16 protein-coding genes and 2 pseudogenes are annotated in these 21,159 nt (G+C 67.2%); 14 read left to right on the top strand and 4 right to left on the bottom strand.

The genetic code is table 11. From position 1 onward, the window contains the following. Positions 1-2: 2 nt before the first annotated feature. The gene (locus FCN77_RS25230) at positions 3-1,280 is read right to left on the bottom strand and encodes an MFS transporter (protein ID WP_254678754.1); all 1,278 of its coding nucleotides are present in this window, start codon (positions 1,278-1,280) and stop codon (positions 3-5) included. 428 nt (positions 1,281-1,708) lie between these two features. Beyond that, the gene (locus FCN77_RS25225; RefSeq protein ID WP_137324486.1) at positions 1,709-2,548 is read right to left on the bottom strand and encodes an ACT domain-containing protein; all 840 of its coding nucleotides are present in this window, start codon (positions 2,546-2,548) and stop codon (positions 1,709-1,711) included. 426 nt (positions 2,549-2,974) lie between these two features. Between FCN77_RS25225 and FCN77_RS25220 the strand changes: the two genes are divergently transcribed. The 10 genes and pseudogenes from FCN77_RS25220 (at position 2,975) to FCN77_RS25180 (ending at position 14,690) form a co-directional block, all read left to right on the top strand. Then, positions 2,975-4,543, top strand: coding sequence for a sugar transferase (locus tag FCN77_RS25220; RefSeq protein WP_137324485.1), 1,569 nt, complete (start codon positions 2,975-2,977; stop codon positions 4,541-4,543). Positions 4,544-4,558: 15 nt separating this feature from the next. Beyond that, positions 4,559-5,671 (top strand): Gfo/Idh/MocA family protein, encoded by a 1,113-nt coding sequence (locus tag FCN77_RS25215; RefSeq protein WP_175417393.1) that lies wholly within the window; start codon positions 4,559-4,561, stop codon positions 5,669-5,671. Then, complete coding sequence (locus FCN77_RS25210; RefSeq protein ID WP_137324484.1) at positions 5,668-6,663, top strand: NAD-dependent epimerase/dehydratase family protein; 996 nt, start codon at positions 5,668-5,670, stop codon at positions 6,661-6,663. Before FCN77_RS25215 ends, FCN77_RS25210 begins: the two co-directional genes overlap by 4 nt. Further along, positions 6,660-7,834, top strand: a pseudogene (locus tag FCN77_RS25205) (DegT/DnrJ/EryC1/StrS family aminotransferase). Before FCN77_RS25210 ends, FCN77_RS25205 begins: the two are co-directional and overlap by 4 nt. Further along, positions 7,827-8,483 (top strand): NeuD/PglB/VioB family sugar acetyltransferase, encoded by a 657-nt coding sequence (locus FCN77_RS25200; protein WP_137324483.1) that lies wholly within the window; start codon positions 7,827-7,829, stop codon positions 8,481-8,483. The pseudogene FCN77_RS25205 and the gene FCN77_RS25200 overlap by 8 nt, the downstream one beginning before the upstream one ends. Continuing rightward, on the top strand, positions 8,480-9,613 hold the full coding sequence (locus FCN77_RS25195) for a DegT/DnrJ/EryC1/StrS aminotransferase family protein (RefSeq protein ID WP_137324482.1): 1,134 nt from the start codon (positions 8,480-8,482) through the stop codon (positions 9,611-9,613). The genes FCN77_RS25200 and FCN77_RS25195 overlap by 4 nt, the downstream gene beginning before the upstream one ends. Beyond that, positions 9,610-9,945 (top strand): annotated as a pseudogene (locus FCN77_RS27290) (VanZ family protein); the annotation flags it as partial. The gene FCN77_RS25195 and the pseudogene FCN77_RS27290, both read left to right, overlap by 4 nt. A gap of 126 nt (positions 9,946-10,071) precedes the next feature. Further along, a complete protein-coding gene (locus FCN77_RS27285) occupies positions 10,072-10,668 on the top strand; it encodes an acyltransferase (RefSeq protein ID WP_254679066.1) in 597 nt (198 codons plus the stop codon). A gap of 18 nt (positions 10,669-10,686) precedes the next feature. Continuing rightward, entirely contained in the window at positions 10,687-13,281 is a 2,595-nt protein-coding gene (locus FCN77_RS25185) for a WecB/TagA/CpsF family glycosyltransferase (protein WP_254679065.1), read from the top strand. Positions 13,282-13,517: 236 nt separating this feature from the next. Continuing rightward, a complete protein-coding gene (locus FCN77_RS25180) occupies positions 13,518-14,690 on the top strand; it encodes a DegT/DnrJ/EryC1/StrS aminotransferase family protein (RefSeq protein WP_137324479.1) in 1,173 nt (390 codons plus the stop codon). Between the two features lie 60 nt (positions 14,691-14,750). Here FCN77_RS25180 and mscL read toward each other — a convergent pair whose 3' ends face one another. After that, complete coding sequence (gene mscL, locus FCN77_RS25175; RefSeq protein ID WP_254678753.1) at positions 14,751-15,260, bottom strand: large conductance mechanosensitive channel protein MscL; 510 nt, start codon at positions 15,258-15,260, stop codon at positions 14,751-14,753. A gap of 187 nt (positions 15,261-15,447) precedes the next feature. On the opposite strand from mscL, the gene FCN77_RS25170 reads away from it, so the two are divergent. Continuing rightward, entirely contained in the window at positions 15,448-16,524 is a 1,077-nt protein-coding gene (locus tag FCN77_RS25170; protein WP_137324478.1) for an FUSC family protein, read from the top strand. On the opposite strand, the gene FCN77_RS25165 is transcribed toward FCN77_RS25170, so the two are convergent. Continuing rightward, a complete protein-coding gene (locus FCN77_RS25165) occupies positions 16,521-17,786 on the bottom strand; it encodes an aromatic acid/H+ symport family MFS transporter (protein WP_137324477.1) in 1,266 nt (421 codons plus the stop codon). The two genes, FCN77_RS25170 and FCN77_RS25165, sit on opposite strands and share 4 nt — an antisense overlap. A 132-nt stretch (positions 17,787-17,918) precedes the next feature. Here FCN77_RS25165 and FCN77_RS25160 point away from each other — a divergent pair, with 132 nt between their 5' ends. The 3 genes from FCN77_RS25160 (at position 17,919) to FCN77_RS25150 (ending at position 21,148) form a co-directional block, all read left to right on the top strand. Continuing rightward, positions 17,919-18,686, top strand: a complete 768-nt coding sequence (locus FCN77_RS25160) for an IclR family transcriptional regulator (protein ID WP_137324476.1) — start codon at positions 17,919-17,921, stop codon at positions 18,684-18,686. A gap of 142 nt (positions 18,687-18,828) precedes the next feature. Further along, the gene (locus tag FCN77_RS25155; protein WP_137324475.1) at positions 18,829-20,016 is read left to right on the top strand and encodes a 4-hydroxybenzoate 3-monooxygenase; all 1,188 of its coding nucleotides are present in this window, start codon (positions 18,829-18,831) and stop codon (positions 20,014-20,016) included. Positions 20,017-20,098: 82 nt separating this feature from the next. Continuing rightward, entirely contained in the window at positions 20,099-21,148 is a 1,050-nt protein-coding gene (locus FCN77_RS25150; RefSeq protein ID WP_137324474.1) for an FAD-dependent monooxygenase, read from the top strand. Positions 21,149-21,159 lie beyond the last annotated feature (11 nt).

Here is a 21,159-nt window from a genome sequence, read left to right as displayed (position 1 = left end):
GCTTAGACAGGGAGGCGCTTGTTGTAGTCCAGGGTCAGGACGGACACGCCCATGATGATCGCGGACCCCACGAAGTACAGCAGCGCCCAGGTGTAGGAGCCGGTGGCGCCAACGATCAGCCCGACCGCGATGGGGGTGACGAAGCCGGAGATGTTGCCGCTGAAGTTCATCGCCCCGCCCAGCACACCGGCGTTGGTCCGGCCTCCGAGGATGGACGGGATGCTCCAGAAGAGCCCCACCCAGCGGAGGAAGAACATCACCACGGAGAGGAGGACGACGGCGGTGGTCGGGTCCGCCACGACGGTCACCCCGACGAGGCCGCCAATCACCACGACGCTGGAGATGCCCAGTAGGGTGCGCATGACGCGGTTGGCCGAGGCGCCGGCTGCCCGCCACTTGTCGGCGATGGTGCCGCCCAGGATTTCGCCGACGAAGCCGGCACCGAAGATCACAAAGGTGGACCAGCCAATGGTTTTCAGGTCGAAGCCCTTGGCCTGGGCGAGGTAGAGCGGTCCCCAGGTGAGCAGGCCGTAGAACACGCCGTTGAAACCCAGCCAGCCGAAGCACATGGCCCAGAAGGAACGGAATTTCAGGTAGGGGAGCAGGGCGCGCTTGCCCTTGCTGCCGTCCAGTTCGGCTTCGGCGTCCTCCGCGGCGTGCGAGGCCTCAATGTATTCCGCCTCGGCGGCGTTGACCCCGCGGTGCTGGCGCGGGTTGTCCCGGACGTACCACCAGACGGCCAGGCCCATCAGGACCGTTGCGGCACCGGCGATGACGAAGGAACTGCGCCAACTGCCGGTGGCGGCGATGAGGCTGGCGATGAGGATGCCGCCCAGTCCGGCGCCGAGGGGAGCGCCGGCGTCCAGGATGGTGGCACCGCGGCCGCGCTCCGATTTGTGCATCCAGATGGCGTTGAGCTTTCCGCCGGCCGGCATGACGCCGGCTTCGGTGACGCCGATGCCGAGCCGCGCAATGAACATGCTCAGGAAGCCGCCGGCCATGCCCGAGGCGGCCGTTGCGGCACCCCAGCCCACGCACGAGGCTGTCATGACCTTGCGTGGGCCGAACTTGTCGATCAGCAGGCCCACCGGGATCTGCATGAGGGCGTAGGTCCAGAAGAAGGCGGAGAGCAGCAGGCCCACCAGCTCCGGGGCCATGTTGAATTCCTTCTGGATGATGGGCAAGGCCACCGAGATGGATCCCCGGTCGATGTAGTTGACGGAGACCAGGACGAGGAGCAGCAGGAACAGCTTCCAGCGGACATTGGTGCGCCGTTGCACGCCGTCCTTGCCGGTTTGGCCCTCAGGGGTCTGAACTGCTGTTGGATCGGGTTGGGCACCTGGTGTTTCGGTACTGGACGTTTCGGTACTGGAAGTTTCGGTACTAGGAAGAGACACAGTTTCTCCTTCACAGGGAAGATTTGCGGGCAGGGGAAAGACTCTGGTGCTGTGGCTGGCCGGCGGCCGGATTCGGCGGCGGCCAAGCTGTCCCGGACTGGATCTGGTGGTGCGCCAAGCTGTGGCGCCAAGGCCGGGGAAATTGTTCACTTTTTGGGATCCCGTTTTGGGATCCCAAAATTAAAGATAGAAGTGACCCCCGCCACTGTCAAGGGTTTTTCCGGCAAACCCGGCCCGGAAGCCTATTTACCGATTGTGACTGTCGTTCGGCCCACCCCTATTGCGGCGGACCGCCGTGCCGTAACGCCCCGTTACCGGCTGTCGCTGTGCGCCAGGATCTCGGCCAGCTCAGCCAGGCGGTGCGCCCGGGCGGATTCGGCGGGCGTAAAAGGCTCCCCGGGGCGGTAGAAGGTGATGGGGCCGTGCCAGGCCGTCGGGATTTTCAGGACCGTCCCGGCGTCGGCCGGTGCCGGCAGTTCCTGGCTCCCCTCCACGGAAACGGGCACGATTCTTGCGGAAAGCAGCTCGGCCACCGCCAGCGGAAGCTCATCCGGATTGCCGGCAATCCGGGCGGCAAGGCTCAGGGCCCTGGTCTGTCCGTCGGCCATCGCCAGCGCGGTGGTGGGCCAGACATGGGGGTGCCGTCCGCCGCCGTCGCGCAGCGCCTCGAGGAGCTCACGCTCGCCGAGGTGGCCGGGGGCGGACAGCACGAACTCGTCCAGGACCCCGCCCGCCACGGGGTGGACGTGGATGCTGAGGATGTTGGTATCGAGCCGGGCCAGTGCCTGCGTGATTCGCTGCAGCGACCCCGGCTGGTCCCGCAGCACGATCCGCGCACGCCACAGGGCAGGCGCCGTGCCCAGACGCCTGCGGTGGCGCAGGGCAGGGGCGTGCAGCCAGCTCCTCAGCACGCGGGCTGCCGAAGGTTCGGCCACCCAGATCACCAGCACAGTGGCGGTCAGGGTCAGCACCAGGACTTTCGCCACATAGGGGAGATGCGTTTCCACGACGGCGGCGTGCACCAGGAGCTCAATCGGCAGCATGACGATGATATTCGCCAGTGTGAGCCGGGTTTTTGTGGGTTCCGGCATCTGGCCGCAAACTTCGCAGCTCAAGTCGGCCGTTTCGGAGGACTGTGCCTTGCGCTTCATACTCACATCATGTCCGCCCCCTGTTTCGGGAGGATTGCGCCCGCGTCACGAACGCCCACATCGCTGAATTGGCGCGGTTTTTTGGTCCCACACAGTGCCGCGGCCGTCGGATGCTGCAGGTCCCGGACAGCCCGGCGTCCTGCCCCGGTTTCAGGTAGGCCCGGGTGTCCCGGGGGATCAGGGATACGCATGATAGCGGGCAGGCTACCTAACGGCCCGCTACCCGTCCGAGTAATACCCGTATAAAGCCCCGCACACCTGCATAAAAAGCCGGGTAGGGGCCCTCGTGACGCCGGGACAAGCCCCCGGCTTTCATTGGGGAAGGCATCAACCGGTGCCGCCTACCAATGTTTGTGGGGGATAGGCCATGGCGACGACGTTTGCCTGCACGGGGCTCCCATCAGCCGATACAGCGCGGGGGCCGCAATGAGCCAGCTCTGGAAATCGGGCCCGTTCGTGCTCAAGCTGCAGGGTTCTGGCGCAAGCGCAGCGACGGTCACAAGTCCGCCGCCTTCCGCCGTCGGACCCTCGCTGAACCGACCGGAAGGGAAACCCTCGGGAGGCAGGCCCTCCGGCCGTGAGTGGGCCCGTTACCTGGCGCGGTTCCTCCGGCTGACCGACTCCCTGCTGGTAGTGGTGGCTGTTTTCATCGGCTACGTGATCAGGTTCGACGGCGGCCATTCCTTTGCCGAAAGCCGTGACAACGCCCTGGGCGGCGCCCTGTCCGTGGGACTGGTGGTGGTGTGGACCGGAGCCCTCCATTTCTACCGGACCCGTGACCCGAAGGTCCTGGGCGTCGGTTCCAGCGAATACAAGCGCGTTGCCGTTTCCACCACCCGGGTCTTTGGCCTGCTGGCCATGTTCCTGGTGGTGTTCCGCCTGGAACCGGCCTGGGCGTTCTATGTGGCATCGTTCCCGCTGGGCCTGTTGGCGCTGGTGGCAAACCGGTGGTTCACGCGCCGCTGGTACAACCGCAAGCAGGCCGTTGGCCAGTTCCTGGTCAAGGCAATCGTCATCGGTGAGCCTGAAGACGTCCGCTACGTGCTCAAGCGGATCGCCAAGAAGACCGGGGCCGTGTACGAAATTCTTGGGGTGTCGCTTCCGGGGGCACGCCGGGGAATGATGCTCGACGTCGACGGCCGGCGGGTCCCGGTGCTGTCGTCCACCGATGACATTGTCCGCACGGTGGGGCGGCACGGCGCCGAGGCTGTCATTGTGTCCGGCCCGGTGCCGGGCGGCAACCAGTACATCCGGGAGCTGGGCTGGCGGCTCGAGGAGCATTCTGCCGAACTGGTGCTGGCATCCTCCCTGACGAATGTGGCCGGGCCGCGGATCCACTGGCGCCCGGTGGAGGGCCTCCCGCTGATGCACGTGGATGTGCCGCAGTACAGCGGCGGCAAGCATGTGCTCAAGCGGCTGCTGGACATCGTGGTCGCGTCCGTCGCCCTCGCGCTGCTGTCGCCGCTGTTCCTGGCCCTCGCCATCATCGTCAGGCGAAGCGGCCCCGGCCCCGTCTTCTTTAAGCAGGAGCGGGTGGGCAAGGCTGGGCGGCCGTTCAGGATGATCAAGTTCCGCTCCATGGTCACCGACGCGGAAGCGTCACTCGCTGCACTGATGACACACAACGAGGGGGCCGGGGTGCTGTTCAAGATGCAGAACGATCCCCGCGTCACCAGCTGCGGGCGCTGGATGCGCCGGTACTCGCTGGACGAGCTGCCGCAGTTCTGGAACGTGCTCACCGGTGAGATGAGCCTGGTGGGCCCGCGGCCGCCGCTGCAGCGCGAGGTGGAGGCCTACGAACGGCACACCCACCGCAGGCTGCTGATCAAACCTGGAATCACAGGCCTTTGGCAGGTCAACGGCCGCTCGGACCTGCCCTGGGACGAGGCCGTGCGCCTCGATCTCTACTACGTCGAAAACTGGTCAATCATGGGGGACGTCATCATCATGTGGCGGACCTTCAAAGCAATGTGCATGCCTTCGGGCGCGTATTAAAAAGAGGGGACGAACATGGACGCGTCACAGGAGTCCTACCGCAGGGACCTTGACCTTATGGCCTCCGCCGCACCATTGCGGGCCGCCGTCATCGGCGCCGGCTACTGGGGGCCCAACCTTGCCCGCAACTTCAAGTCCAGCCCCGACTGGAAGCTGGCCGCCGTCGTGGACATGGACCGGGACCGCGCCGCCAAGCTCGCGGCAGCGAACGGCGGTGTTCCGGTCTGCGAGTCCATCGACGAACTGCTGGATACGGTCGACGTGGACGCGGTCGCCATTGCCACGCCGGCGCATACCCATCACGGAATCGCCCTGACAGCGCTCCGGGCGGGCAAGCACGTGCTGGTCGAAAAGCCACTGGCGGACAGCAGGGCCAAGGGTGTGGAAATGGTCGACGAAGCCGAAGAACGCGGCCTGGTCCTCATGGCGGACCACACCTACTGCTACACCCCCGCCGTACTCAAGATCCGGGAACTGATTGCGGACGGCGCCCTGGGGGAGATCCTCTTCATCGACTCGGTACGGATCAACCTGGGACTCATCCAGCCGGACGTGGACGTCTTTTGGGACCTGGCGCCGCACGATCTGTCCATTATCGATTTCATCCTTCCCGGCGGCCTCCGGCCAGTTGAAGTAGCGGCCCACGGCGCCGATCCGCTGGGCACCGGACGGGACTGCGTGGGACACCTGACGTTTGCCCTGCCCAACGACGCGATGGCGCACGTGCACGTGAACTGGCTGAGTCCCACCAAGATCCGGCAAATGGTGGTTGGAGGTTCCCAGCGGACCCTTGTCTGGGACGACCTGAATCCGCAGCAGCGGCTCAGTGTCTACGACCGCGGCGTCAGCCTGGACAGGAAGTACCGGTCCCCGGCGGAAAGGAAGGCCTCAGCGATTTCGTACCGGCTGGGCGACACGTGGTCGCCCGCGCTGCCGGAACACGAGGCCCTTGGCCAGATGGTTGCGGAATTTGCCAGCAGCATCTGGCATCACCGGCCCGCCAGGACCAGCGGCGTCTCCGGGTTGCGCGTGCTTTCGGTGCTCGAAGCCGTCAGCCGGAGCCTCAGCGGTGACGGCCAGTCCATCGCCGTCACCGGCAACGAAACGCAGATGGAGGGGCTGCGATGAGCATTCTCCAGGGCGCGCGGATCCTGGTCACCGGCGGTGCCGGCACCATCGGTTCCACGATCGTCGACCATCTGATCGCCGCCGGAGCCGAGCGCATCGATGTGCTGGACAACCTGGTCCGCGGCCGCCGAGCCAACCTCGATGATGCGGTGGCCACGGGCAAGGTCAAGCTGGTTGAGGGGGACCTCCGCGACCGCGACCTGGTCCATGACCTCACCACCGGCAAGGACATCGTTTTCCACCAGGCCGCCATCAGGATCACCCAGTGCGCGGAGGAACCGCGGCTTGCCCTGGAAGTCCTGGTGGACGGCACATTCAACGTGTTCGAGGCCGCGGCGGACCATGGTGTGGGCAAGCTCGTGGCGGCCTCCAGCGCCTCGGTCTATGGAATGGCGGAGGAATTTCCCACCACCGAACGCCACCACCACCACAACAACGACACGTTTTACGGGGCGGCCAAGTCCTTCAACGAAGGCATGGCCCGAAGCTTCCGTGCCATGACCGGCCTGGACTATGTGCTGCTGCGCTACTTCAACGTCTACGGACCGCGGATGGACGTGCATGGGCTCTACACCGAGGTGCTGGTGCGCTGGATGGAACGCATAGCGGACGGCCAGCCGCCGATGATTTTCGGTGACGGCCGGCAGACCATGGATTTCATCCACACCCGGGACGTAGCCCGCGCCAATATCCTGGCCGCCGGCAGCGGCGCCCGCGAGGGTGTGTACAACATCGCCAGCGGCGAGGAGACCAGCCTGCTGGAACTGGCCCAGGCACTGCTGCGTGCCATGGACTCGGATTTGCAGGTGGAACACGGCCCGGACCGTGCCATCAACGGCGTGGTCCGGCGCCTCGCGGACACCTCCGCGGCCCGGCTGGACCTTGGCTTTACGGCCGAAACCGGGCTTGAAGACGGTCTTCGGGAACTTGTCGACTGGTGGCGTCCGCTGCGCAGCGAAATCGCCGCCTCCCGGTTGGGGGGCGTGCGGTGACCATCAGCCAGGAGCAGGCGCTGAGCCGGATCAATGTCATGAAGCCTTGGCTTGGGACCGAAGAGGCCGAGGCCGTGGCGGAGGTGATTGCGTCCGGCTGGGTGGCGCAGGGACCCCGCGTGGCGCAGTTTGAGGAAGCCTTCGCCGCCGCCCAGAAGGCGACGTACGCCGTCGCCGTTTCCAACTGCACCACGGCGCTGCATCTTGCGCTGACCGTGGCGGGCCTTGGCCCGGGCGATGACGTGGTGGTGCCCTCCTTCTCCTTCATCGCCACGGCCAACGCTGCCGGCTATGTGGGGGCGCGGACGGTGTTTTGCGACGTTGAAGCGGAAACCGGCAACGTCTCGGCGCAGACTATTGCCGCTGCCCTGACCCCGGCAACCCGGGCAGTGATCGTGGTGGACCAGGGCGGAATGCCCGTGGACCTGGACCCCATCCGGGCCCTTTGTGACCCGCTCGGCATCACGGTGATTGAGGATTCAGCCTGCGGCGCGGGATCCACATACCGTGGCCGGCCGGTGGCGGCGGGTGCAGACCTGGCCGCGTGGTCCTTCCACCCGCGCAAGATCCTGACCACCGGCGAGGGCGGCATGCTCACCACGCCCAACCCGGCGTGGGCAGGCCGGGCACGCAGGCTGCGTGAGCATGCCATGAGCGTTTCGGCGAATGACCGCCACGCATCCCTCCTTGCGCCGGCAGAGGAGTACCTGGAAGCCGGATTCAACTTCCGGATGACTGACATGCAGGCCGCGGTGGGGTTGGTCCAGTTGGGGCGGCTGGGCGAGGCAGTGGCCCGGCGGCGGCAGATCGTGGCCGCTTACCAGTCGGCGCTCAGCCGGGGGAAGGTCTCCGGCCGGTCCGGGACCCCGAGTACGGCACCAGCAACTTCCAGTCCTTCTGGGTGGAGATCCTGCCGTCGTTCCGGGTGGACCGCGATGAACTCCTGGAGCGGCTGGCCCGCGACGGGATATCCGCACGCCGCGGGATCATGGCGGCACACCGGCAGCCCGCCTATTCCGGACGGGACACCGGTCCTGCCGATCTGTCCGTCACCGAACGGCTCACTGACAACACGGTGATCCTGCCGGTGTACCACCAGCTGACTCCCGGCGAGCAGTCCCGGGTGCTGCGTTCCATCCGGCTTGCCGGCGGGGAGCGCAACCATGGCTGACCTCATTCTCATCGCGGCCAGCGGCCTCGCCCGGGAAGTGCTCGCGTCCGTCCGGGACAGCGGCCAGTTCGACGTCGTGGGAATCCTCGACGACGACCCCGCCAGGGCCGGCACCGCCCTGGATGGCGCGCACATCCTGGGGCCGGTCAGCCATGCCCTGAACCTTCCGGACGCCAAGGTGGTGGTCTGTGTCGGCGCGGGCAGCGGCAGGGACCGGATCGTGGACAGGCTTGCCCGTCTGGGGTTCCCGGACCGGCGCTATGCCACGGTGGTGGACGCCTCAGTGCGGCTCCCGGAGGGATGCCACGTTGGACGGGGCAACATCCTGCTGGGCCACGTCACCCTGACGGCCGGCGTCACGATCAGCAACCACGTGGTGGTGATGCCCGGGGTGACCCTCACCCATGACGACGTGGTGGAGGATTTTGCCACGTTTGCGGCGGGAGTTTCGCTCGGCGGCGGCGTACGGGTGGGGAGGGCAGCGTACCTGGGCATGAACTCATGCGTCCGGGAACGGACCGTCATCGGCGCCGGCGCCATCGTGGGTATGGGGGCCGTGGTGCTGGCTGACGTGCCGGCCGGACAGACGTGGGTGGGCGTTCCGGCGCGAGCCCTGGAGACAGCTGCTATTTCGGGAGGCGCACGATGACTCTTTCACCAACGTTCCCATTGACGGTTCCGCTCGTGGACCTCGGTGCGCAGCAGGAAGAAATCGTCCATGAAGTTGAGGACGGCATCAGGAAAGTCTTTGCCCGGACGGCCTTCATCGGCGGCACTGAGGTGACCGAATTTGAACAGGCCTACGCCGGCTTCCTCGGAGTCAGGCACTGTGTCGGCGTAGCCAATGGCACCGATGCTGTGGAGTTGGGACTCCGCGCCGCCGGGGTCCGGCCAGGCGGGGAAGTTATTCTGCCCGCCAACACTTTTATTGCCACTGCGGAGGCCGTCAGCCGGATCGGGGCGGTCCCCGTACCCGTCGACGTTGACCCGGACTATCTGCTCATCGACCCAGCACGTGTCAGCGAGGCCATCACTGCGAATACGCAGGCAATCGTGGCCGTCGACCTGTTCGGGCAGACTGCCTTCGTTGAAAAGCTGAAGCCCGCGGCGGACCGGGCCGGCGCCGTGATTGTCGAGGATGCCGCCCAGGCCCAGGGCGCGTCGCGGAACGGACGCTCCGCCGGCACGCTGGGAATCGTCGCGGGAACGAGTTTCTACCCGGGCAAGAACCTCGGCGCGGCCGGTGATGCCGGAGCGGTCCTGACGGATGACGACCGGATAGCGGCCCGGGTCCGCCTTCTGGGCGCGCACGGCAGCCTGGTCAAATACGAGCACGACGAGATCGGCATGAATTCCCGCCTGGACACCATCCAGGCAGTGGTGCTCAACACCAAGCTGCGCCGCCTTGCGGCCTGGAACGAACGACGGCGGGAAGCCGCCGCCCGCTATTTGGCCATGCTTCAGGACGTGCCCGGCATCGTGCTGCCGTGCACGGCTGAAGGCAACGTGGATGTTTGGCATCTGTACGTGGTCAGGGTCCTTGAACGGGACCGCATCCTTGCAGCCCTGAACGCCGCCGGTATCGGTGCGGGCATCCACTACCCGGTCCCGATGCACCTGAGTGGCGCCTACCGGCACTTGGGGCTGTGCCGCGGGGCGTTCCCGGTGGCCGAAGAAGCCGCGGCAACCATGCTTTCGCTGCCGATCTACCCGCATATCACGGCACAGCAGCAGGAGTACGTCATAGAACAGCTGCTATCAGCAATGGAGCGGCCATGATCCGGCGCCGTTGGAGTCTCTTCGCCGCGCTGTTCATTTGCCTGTCTTGCCTGGCGTGCGTCGGGTTCTGGCCCACGCCCGTGGAACGGCCCGTTGACGGCCTCCTTCATGGCTTTCTGAACTTTTTCCAGGACCAGCCCCTGACGGCAGGAATCCGGGCAGGTCACGTCGAGGTGGCCGCCAACGTGGTGCTCTTCGTTCCGCTGGGACTGCTTATAGCCGCGTTGCTGCCGGCGCGCAGCTGGTGGCTCGGCGGCGTGGCAGGCCTGGTTGCCTCCTGCGTTATTGAAGCAGTCCAGTTCCTCGCGCTGGACCAGCGGCAGGCCACCCTCCGCGACGTCGCAAGCAACACTGCCGGTGCGCTGCTCGGTGCGCTCGCGGTTGTCCTGGTGCGCCGACGGCACAGCAAACCACCAACGTCGCCGGTCTCCGGCGCCACCATCCCTGGGAGGAAGCACATGATCACCATCGCCGCCACGGCAGACGTGGCAGAGACCGCCAGCGTCGGAGACGGATCCCGGATCTGGCACTTGGCGCAGATCAGGGAAGACGCCACCCTGGGCAGCAACTGCAATATCGGCCGTGGCGCGTACGTGGGGCCGGCCGTCCGGTTGGGTGACAACTGCAAGCTCCAAAACTATGCCCTGGTCTATGAACCGGCCCGGCTGTCCGACGGTGTTTTCATCGGGCCCGCCGCCGTCCTCACCAACGACCTGCATCCGCGGGCCATCACTCCGGACGGGGCGCTCAAGGGTGCAGAGGACTGGGTCGCCGTCGGCGTGACCGTTGGCCGGGGCGCTTCCGTCGGCGCGCGGGCGGTGTGCATCGCCCCGGTGACCATTGGCGAGTGGGCCACCGTGGCGGCGGGCGCCGTCGTGACCCGGGACGTCCCTGCCTATGCCGTGGTGGCCGGCGTGCCGGCGCGGCAAATGGGCTGGGTGGGCGAGGCCGGCCATCCGCTCAAGCAGGACGACGGCGGCAGCTGGCTCTGCCCCGTCACCGGGCACCGCTATATCGAAACCAACGGGCGACTGATGCCTGCGGAAAGCTACTGAGGAGGCGGCGTGGAAAACATGAACGTCGACAAAGTCATCCTGGGTGGCACTCCGGTTGATCTGATGGATCCCGAGCCGGCCCTGGACCTCATCCTGGCCCGGGCCGGACGGCGGGGCCTGCCGCCCCTTGGTGTTGCCTCCGTCAACCTGGACCACCTCCACCACTTTGGTGCCGGCGGCCGCTGGGAAGGCACGCTCCACGCGGATCCGGCCAGTACCGTCGACTGGCTCTACCTGCTCGACGGCGCGCCGCTGGTGTCGCAGTCCCAACGGCTCACCGGGCACCGCTGGCCGCGCCTGGCCGGGAGCGACCTCGCCTCGCCGCTGCTGGACCGGGCCGAGCAGCTGGGCCTCCGCGTGGGTTTCCTTGGCGGTTCAACCGAGAACCAGCAGCTGCTGGCGCAAAAGATTGCCACGGAGCACCCGGGCCTGAACGTCGCAGGAATGTGGTCCCCGGACCGTGAAGCACTCGCCTCCGCCGCCGACTCAATGCGGATCGCCGCGGAGATCGCCGCAGTCGAAGTGCAGATCCTCTACGTGGGACTTGGCAAGCCACGGCAGGAACTCTGGATCGACCACTACGCAGCCCTGACCGGCGCCGCCGTGCTCCTCGCCTTCGGCGCAGCGGTGGACTTCCTGGCCGGAAGGGTGCACCGCGCGCCCCAATGGGCCAGCGACCACGGACTGGAATGGGGGTACCGGCTGGCTCTGGAGCCCAAACGGCTGGCCAGCCGCTACCTGATCGACGGCCCGCCCGCGTACCTGAAGCTGCGCACAGCATCGTGCACCGTACCTCACGCCCGGCCGGAATCCGGGCCATCGTCCGCTGCCGCCCCGCGGACGCCGGGCCGCTTCACCGGACCGGACGGCGCTGCGGATGCTGCCGTCGTCGTCGTCGCCTACAACAGCGGGCACGGCATCGGTTCGCTGCTGGAGAGCCTGCGGGAGGAGACGGCGGACCTGACCCTGCGCGTGCTCGTGGCGGACAATTCCTCGACAGACGGCACCCTGGCACTGGTGCGCAGCGCCCATCCGGACGTGATTGCGTTCGCCACCGGAGGCAACCTGGGGTACTCAGGAGGCATCAATGCGGCCATGCGGCGGGCCGGGGACGCTGCCACAGTGGTGGTCCTGAACCCCGATGTCACTTTGGAACGCGGTAGCCTCATGGCCATGATGCACCGGCTGCGTTCATCCCGGGCCGGGGCAGTTGTTCCGCGGCTCCTGGACGAGCGCGGCGAAACGAGCCGCTCGCTGTACCGCGAGCCAAGCCTCGCCAATGCCCTGAGCGACGCACTGGTGGGGTGCAGGTTCCCCGACCGTCCCGGCTGGCTGGCCGGCACCGACTACAACACGGAGAGCTACGCCCATCCCCATACCGTGCACTGGGCCACCGGGGCTGCCCTGATGGTCCGCCGCAGCCTTGCCGACTCATTGGCGTGGGACGAGTCGTACTTCCTCTATTCAGAGGAGGTGGACTTCTTCCGCGGCCTGCGGACGATGGGTGAAACCGTCTGGTACGAGCCGGCCGCCGTCATGACGCATGCGGGCGCAGGATCCGGCACATCACCGGAGCTCAATGCGTTGCTGGCCGTCAACCGTGTCCGGTACTTCCGCAAGTACCATTCGGCCCCCCACGCGACGGTCTTCCACGGCGCCGTCATCCTCTCGGAACTTCTGCGGTGCTGGAAACCGGACCGCCGCGGGGTGCTGCGGACCATTCTCGACGAAAGCAGCTGGTCTGCCCTGCCGGGTGCCACCAGGGACCCGGTCCCTGTGCCTTTCCCTGACGGTTCGGTGATCGTTCCGGCGCACAACGAGGCCAGCGTTATCGCCCGGACGCTTGCCCCACTCGCCCCTCTTGCTGCGGCCCGGACGGTTGAGGTGATTGTGGTGTGCAACGGCTGTACGGATGACACCGCCGCGATCGCCCGCAGCTTCGAGGGCGTAACTGTGCTGGAAATTGACCGGCCTTCCAAGCCGGCGGCCCTCAATGCAGGCGATGCGGCTGCGACACTGTGGCCCAGGCTGTACCTCGACGCCGATGTGCGGATCAGTGCCAATGCAGTCAGGGACGTTTTGACGGCGCTGGCCCCCGGCGGCCCGTTGGCCGCGCGACCGGCCGTGCAGTTCGACCTTCAGGACGCCCACCCCTTGATCCACTCCTACTACCGCACCCGGCTGCGTCTGCCGTCGGCCAGAAACCGGCTTTGGGCTGGCGGCGTGTATGGCCTTTCCAAACAGGGGCGCGAGCGATTTGGGGCATTTCCCGATCTGACCGCAGACGACTTGTTTGTTGACCGGCTGTTCGGGGCGGAGGAAAAGGCTGTCCTCGACGTGGACCCCGTGGTGATCAGTCCGCCAAGGACACCCAGGGCCCAGTTGGCGGTGCTTCATCGCGTCTACCGCGGGAACGCCGAGCAGAATGGCGCCGCCGGCGAGCACAGCACTGCCCGGCAGACCCTCGGTGAGGTGCTCCGCTCTATTCGCGGCCCGCTTTCGGCAGTCCACGCGGCCGTCTACCTGGGGTTCGCGGTGGCCGGCCGCCAGGGCGCCGCCGGGCCGGGGACGTGGGAGCGCGATGAAAGTAGCCGCACTCTGGCGGGTGACTGACCCGGGCCGGCAGACTAACCGCCCGCACAGGTATCGGCGGGGTATCGCGCCGCAGGCAATCCAAGTACTGCCGCGATACCGGCTCAACACCGCCATTCCCAAGCGGGTATTCCACCCCTAAACCGTGGTGTCATGCGGGTAAATACGGGTACGCCACTCTCGTGACGGCGTCCAGGAGCGACGCGTTCAATGAAAGGGGCATCAACTGATGCCCCTTTGGCGAGTGGGAGGACACGGTGACTATCAGCGAAAATCATGCGGTAAGCCGCATCGGTGTCATGAGGCCGTGGGTGGGACAGGAGGAAGCCGATGCCGTCGTCCAAGTGCTGGCTTCCGGCCGAACTGCCCAAGGGCCGCGCGTAGGGCAGTTTGAAGAGGCGTTCGGCTCGGCGCAGCAGGCACCGCACGCCGTCGCGGTGTCCAGCGGCACAGCCGCACTCCACCTGGCGCTGCGTGTCGCCGGGGTCGAACCGGAGGACGACGTCGTCCTGCCCTCGTTTTCTGCCGTTGCCACAGCCAACGCCGTCAGCCAGCTGGGCGCCAGGACGGTCTTTGCCGATGTCGAGGCGGGAACCGGCAACGTATCCGTCCGGACGGTCGAAGCGGCGCTGACACCCGCCACCCGCGCTGTGATCGTTGTGGACCAGGGAGGCATGCCGGTTGAACTCGCGCCGATCCGGGACCTGTGTGACCGGCTAGGCGTCACGGTGATAGAGGACGCGGGCGGCGGTGTGGGCTCCACCTACCAGGGCCGTCCGGTGGGAGCCGGAGCCGAACTGACCACCTGGTCCTTCGACTCACATGAGGTCCTCACCACCGGGGAAGGCGGGATGCTGACCACCCCGAGCACCGCATGGGCAAACCGCGCCCGGCAGTTGCGTGATGAGGCAGCGGGCGCCGGCTTCAACTACCCCATGACCGAGCTGCAGGCAGCGATCGGCCTGGTTCAGCTTGGACGGCTGCAGGAAGCTGTGGCCCATCGCCGGGAAATCGTCGCCAGCTACCAGTTGGCACTTGCGCGCATCCAGGGGGTGCGCTGCATCCAGGACCCCGTTTACGGCACCAGCAATTTCCAGTCCTTCTGGCTTGAAGTGCTGCCGTCATTCGCTTCGGGGCGCAATGAGCTGCTGGAACGGTTATCGCGCGACGGAATCTCCGCCGGCACGGGGATGACGGCGGTCCATCGCCAGCCGGCCTTTTTGGGCCTGGACTACGGCGCGGCGGACCTGTCCGTTACGGAACGTCTGGCGGAGAGAACGGTGATCCTGCCCGTCTACCACCAGCTGACTCCGGGCGAGCAGTCCCGCGTGGTCCGCTCGGTGCGCCTCGCCGCCGCCGGCATACCCGTCACCGTGCGGCGGGGCAAATGGAACGGAGGGTTCCGGCGGGCGGAGGCGGCCAGCGCCTGATCAGTACGGACCTGGTCTGTCCAGCGCCGTCATCTGCCACCGCCTGATCCGCCGGCGACGTCAGCGTGACGCTTCGGAACCCCTATGCTGCACAGCCGCGGAAACGGCCGCGGCTGCGCCCGCGGAAACGCCCGACGCCGCGCCGGCTGACGTGAGTTCCTTGTCGCTGCCGGCGAGCTGCGTCAGCAGGTCGCGGATCTCCGCCAGGAGTGCCGTGTCCGCCGGGATGGGCTCTTCCTCGGGCTCTGCCGTCGCCAGCCTGCTCTTCACCAGCGAGTTGATCTTGTTCATGGGCGCCACGAAGATGAAATACACCACGGCCGCGGTGATGAGGAATGTCACGAAGGCAGTGATGACCCCGCCGAAGTTGACGAACGTTTTGTCGTTGCCGGGCCAGATGTGGACGCCGAGCCCTTCGGTCTGGACGCCGCCGGCCGCCGCGATGATGGGGTTCACGATATTGGTGGTGAACGCGCCGACCAAGGCCGTGAAGGCGGTGCCAACGACGACGGCGATGGACAGTTCGATCACGTTGCCGCGAAGGATGAAATCTTTGAATCCTTTGAGCATGGGTGCCTCCGGTATGCATTTCGGTCTGTGATTTAACCGATAGACACTACCAGTCCCCGCCCCGCACCGCCCCCGCCCCCGGCGCAGTGCGCCGGGGGCGGTGCCGTCCGGCCCGGGCGTAGGATTTGGAGTGGACGCCAACGCTGCCGCCACCAGACTGGCACCGTATCGAAAGGCGTGACCCCACGTGAAGCTGTTCGCCGAGATGTTCACCATCGCTCCGGGCAATAAGGACCATCACGTCGCCATCCGTTGCGCCGTGGGCGTCTTCGTTCCGCTGATCATCCTGGTCCTGCTTGGCCGCACGGACCTGGCCATCTTTGCCTCCTTCGGTGCCTTCACCGGAATTTACGGGCGCGGCGAGATGCACCGGAAGCGGCTGTTAATCCAGGTGCGCGCCGGATCGCTCATGCTCCTGGTCATCCTGCTTGCCACTCTGTCCGCCCGGGCGGGCCAGGCGCTGGGCCTGTCGGACACAGCTGCCACCTGGGCCCAGGTGGCAGCCACCACCCTGGTGGCCGGAGCCTGTTCCCTGGTGATTGCCAGGTGGCGGCACCGTCCGGCCGGCTCGCTGTTCCACATCTTCGCGTTCGCAGCCATCGCCTCCATTCCCAGCCAGCCGCCGCTGTGGCAGTGCTTGCTCGTCTCGGTCCTGACCACCGTGTTCTGCCTGCTGATCGGAATATCCTCGCGCCTGGTGCGGAGCCGCCGCACCCCGTGGGCCACGCCCGAGCCCGTACGGCTCACCCCGGAGGAAGAGCGGGCTGCCGGGCTCGAAGCGGTGGGCTACCTCGTGGCCGCCGGGCTCGCCGGGACCTTGGCTACCCTGGTGGGCCAGTGGCTCGGCTTCGGCCACAACTACTGGGCCATGGTGGCCGCCGTCGTCCCGTTGGTCGGCCGCACAACCCGCCACCGGGTGGCGCGGGGCATCCAGAGGATCATCGGAACCGTGCTGGGCCTCATCCTCCTTGCCGGTGTCCTCCTGCTGCACCCCGTGCCGTGGCAGACGGTCCTGGTGATTGCCGTGTGCCAGTTCGGCGCCGAGATGTTCATCGCGCGGCAATACGTCCTGGCGCAGGTTTTCGTTACGCCGCTGGCCCTGAGCGCAACACTTCTGGCGGCGCCTACGGCCCCGGAGCTGCTGCTGCGTGACCGGATCGTGGAGACGGTTATCGGCGCGGCCGTCGGCATCGCCGTCGTGGTGGCACCCGCCGTTTGGCGGCGCATCCGGGCCAATACCGCCGCCCAGCGGCTGCCCGCCTAGGAAGGCCCGACGGCGGTCCGCTTGCCTGCCGCTTCAGCGACCACCTGCGGGACCAGCACCAGCGCGGCAACCGCCAGGACGGCTGCAGTGGCGAACACGTAGAAGCCCCAGGGGTAGGCGATTCCGGCGGCCACCAGGGTACCTGTCACTGCCGGGCCAAGAATGGCGCCGAGGCGGCCCACCCCTGCGGCGAAGCCCAGCGCGGTGCCGCGCAGCCGGGCCGGGAACAGCTGGCTGACCCAGGCGTACACCAGCACCTGGGAGCTGAAGACGAAGACGCCGGTCACGAAGACAGCCGCGTTCAGGAGAAGTTCGTTCTGGATCTTGACGCTGAGCACGGCCAGAAACACCGCCGAGAGCCCGAACCAGAGAAGCACGATCCTCTTGGTGCCGTGCTTGTCGGCCAGGATGCCGGCCACCACCAGGCCCACGACTGCTCCCACGTTCAGCACCAGCAGAAGGGAGAGCCCGGCGCTGAGGGTGTAACCCGCCGAGGACATGAGCTGCGGCAGCCAGGTGTTCAGTCCGTAGACCAGCAGCAGGCCCATGAAGGAAGCCACGGCAACGCCGGCGGCAATGAGGGGATATGGTTTCCGGCCGAGGTCCTTGAAGCTGGCGCGTTCCTCGGCGGCCGCTGCGGGCTCTGTCGCGGGGGCCTTGTCCAGTGCCGGGAGGACCACGACGGCGGGCAGCGTCTCGGGCAGCCTGAACCACAGGAACGGCACCAGGGCGAAACCGGCAACACCGCCCACAACGAACATGACGCGCCAATCGGGGATGACCATCAGGGCCAGGAAAGCGGTGGCCACGGCGCCGGCGTGGTATCCGGTCATGGTCCGGGTGGTGGACCTTCCGGCCGATCCCGCCGGGGCGTAGTCGTTCATGTACGCCAGGGCGGCGGGAAGGCAGGCCCCCAGCCCCAGGCCGGCCAGCAGCCGGAAGAGGCTGAAGATGGCCACGTTGGGGGCGAAGACCACGGCGATGGTGAAAATGGAGAACCACGTAACGCACGCCACCAGCAGGTTCCGCCGGCCAAAGCGGTCCGAAAGCGGGGCAATGAACAGGGCGCCGAGGCCCACGCCCACGAGCGAGATCGTTGCGGCGAACGTGGCGCCGACGGCGTCGAAGCCAAGTTCGTGGGTCTTGATGAGGGTGGGGATCACCGTTCCCAGGACCACGAGGTCAAAGCCGTCCAGGACCATGGCCAGCCAGCATAGCCAGACAGGCCAGCGTGATTTGTGTTCCAACGACGTCGTTGACATTGCTACCTCAGGATCGATGTTTGCCGGTTGATTGCTGGCGGTCCCGCCGGGACCGGAGGTTCCCCTTTTGAGATTTGTACCACTGCACCGTGTTGTGTGGGACACTTCAAACCATTCAATGGAAGGAAAGACGTGGCCAACTCAGGGTCAGGCGATTCGGTGGTGGACCGTGTAGTCCGCGTTATTTCCGCCTTTCCCGAAGGCATCAACGTCCTGCAGCTCTCCGAACTGGCCGCCCGGGCCGGGCTGCCGCTGACGACGGCCCACCGGCTGGTCCGGCAATTGGCCGGCCATGGACTCCTGGACGTCGGGCCCGGCGGCACGGTGCAGCTGGGCCTTCGGCTGTGGGAGCTGGTGAACCGAAATTCCCCCACGCTCGAGCTGCGCCAGGCCGCGATGCCCTTCATGGAGGACATCCAGCAGGTGCTGAACCAGAACGTGAACCTTGCCGTGCTGGACGGCTGGGAAGCTCTCTTTGTGGAGCGGCTGTCCCGGCGCGGCTCGGTGGCCAACCGGGCCCAGGTGGCGGGCCGCATGCCCGTGCATGTGTCGTCCGCGGGGCTGGTCCTGATGGCTAACCAGCCCCACGCCGTCCAGGCGGAGTACCTTGACGGCTTTTCGGATCCGGCCGGGCGGCTGACCCGCGAGGAGCTGCGGATCCAGCTGGGTGAGGCGGCGCACCAGGGCTACGCGCAGCTGGCCGGCGTGGTGGATCCGGATACCTGGGGGATCGCCGTCCCGGTGATGGACCGGAAGAAGCGGACGGTGGCCGCGATCGGCGTCGTGGTTCCCCTGCGGGAGGTGCGCCTGCAGGCGCTGGTGCCCGCACTGCAGACGGCCGCCCGGGGTATCGGGCGCCGCCTAGCTGAATCGCACAGCGCAGCCGACTGGCGGGACTGACCGGCGTGAGACTGCCCGGAAAATTCCATTCAACGGAATTTCTGTAACGCGGATCACGGGCCGCGGCGCACACTGTTAGCCAGACGATCCAACAGGCCACCGGACACTTCCGCCGGGGCCGCGCAATGAAGCGAGGAACACCATGGCAGCCCGTAAAGTCATCACCACCCAAGTGGCCATTCTGGGCGCAGGCCCGGCCGGACTGATGCTCTCCCACCTGCTGGCCAAGTCCGGCATCGAATCCACCGTGATCGAAATCCGCAGCCGCCAGGAAATCCAGGAGACCGTTCGTGCCGGCATCCTGGAACACGGTACCGTAAACATGCTGGTGGACAGCGGCGTCTCGGACCGGGTGCTGCGGGAAGGGGACCGGCACGACGGCATCGAGCTGCGCTTCAACGGCGAAAGCCACCGGATCGACTTCAAGGACCTGGTGGGGGAGTCCGTGTGGCTGTACCCGCAGACAGACGTGTTCATGGACCTCGCCGCACGCCGCGAGGCCGACGGTGGGGATGTCCGCTTCACCGTCACGGACACCACCATCCACGACATCGAGGGATCGCCGAAGGTCTGGTTCACGGATGCGGACGGCACGGACTACGAGCTGCAGGCCGATTTCATCACCGGTGCCGACGGGTCCCGCAGCCACTGCCGCTTCCAGATCCCGGAGGCGCAGCGCAAGTGGTACTTCCACGAATACCCCTTCGCCTGGTTCGGCATCCTGGCTGAAGCGCCCCGCAGCTCCGACGAGCTGATCTACGCCAATTCGGACAACGGCTTTGCCCTGATCAGCCAGCGGACCGAGACCGTACAGCGGATGTACTTCCAGTGCGACCCCAACGAGGACGTGAACGACTGGAGCGAGGAGCGCATCTGGGACGCGTTCCGGAGCCGGGTGAACGGCAACGGCTTCGAGCTCAAGGAGGGCCCGGTCCTCGACAAGATGGTGCTGAAGTTCCGCAGCTTCGTGCACGCGCCGATGCGCCACGGCAAGCTTTTCCTGGCCGGGGACGCAGCGCACACTGTCCCGCCCACCGGGGCCAAGGGTCTGAACCTGGCCATCCATGACGTCAAGGTCCTGTTTGAGGGACTGGACAGCTACTACCACGGCGGGTCCTCTGCGCTCCTGGACGCGTACAGCGACCGCGCCCTCGAACGTGTGTGGAAGGCCCAGCAGTTCTCCTACTGGATGACCTCCATGCTCCACACTCCGGCGGATGCCGACGACTTCTCCCGCGCCCGCCAGCTCGGCGAACTCAACTCCGTGGTCTCATCCCGGCACGGCAAGGCATACCTCGCCGAGGCGTACACCGGATGGCCTTCCGCCTAGCAGCCCGGGGCCGCGCAACGCGGCTGCCGCCGTCGGGCTTCACAGGGTCGGGCTTCACAGCCGTCGGGCATAACATCGGTCCATGGAAGCCATAACCATTGTTGGGGGTGGCGTTGCCGGCCTGGCGCTCGCGGCGGGCCTGGACACGCAACGCTTCGACGTCACCATCCACGAGCAGCGGCCCGGACTGCCGTCGGTGGAGTCGTCGCTCGCCATGTGGCCGCAGGCGCAGCGTGCCCTGGCCGCGCTGGGCATCCTGCCGGAGGTGCAGAAGATTGCTGTCCCGTTGGGCGGCATGGCGCTTCGGGACGGCGCCGGCATCGCCTGGCTCTCCCCTGAAGTGCGTGGTGTCCTCGGCGTGTCCCGGGCGGGGCTACTCGGCGTCCTCGAGGCCGCCGTGCCGCGGTCGGTGCACCGCGTCACGCGGCGGGTGGAGGACACCTCGGCCATGTCCGGTCTCCTGGTGGGCGCGGACGGCGTGCACAGCGTGGTCCGCCGGGCGTTCCGGGATGGGCACGCGGATGCAAGGCCCACCCCGTACCTCGCGCTGCGCGGAGTTCTTGCTGAGCCTGTGGGGGAGGACGCAGGCGGCGAGTATTGGGGTCGCGGGACGCTCTTCGGCATTGCCCCCACGTCCCGCGGCGGGACCTACTGGTATGCATCGTTCAGGTCTGGCCTGGGGCCGGCCGGAGTGGATGTGGCCGAGGCCCTGCGGCAAACGCGGGCACGCTTCGCCGGGGGCGCCGCCGCCGTCGGCCGCGTCCTGGAAACCGCTGCTCCGGAGACAACGCTGGCCCAACGGATCTGGACCGTACCGCTGCTCGCCGATTATGGCCGGAAGGGGTCAGTGCTGGTGGGCGACGCCGCTCACGGGATGACGCCCAACCTTGGGCGGGGCGCCTGCGAAGCGCTCGTGGACGCTGCAACCCTGGCGCAGCTGCTGAACTCCCGGCCCGTTCCCGCAGCGCTCGCGGCGTACAACAGGCAGCGGGTTGTCCGGACGCAGCTCCTGCGCCTGGCGTCCGCCGGCATGACGCGCCTCGCGCTCGCCGAACGGGCCCAGCCCCTGCGGGACCGCCTGCTGCGGGTTGCCGCCCGGAAAAGCCGGGCAGCCGCCGTCGGACGTTCCTGATCCGGAGCCGA

Source organism: Arthrobacter sp. 24S4-2 (genome assembly GCF_005280255.1).
Lineage (GTDB): Bacteria > Actinomycetota > Actinomycetes > Actinomycetales > Micrococcaceae > Arthrobacter.
This window is presented reverse-complemented; position numbering and strand designations above follow the sequence as displayed.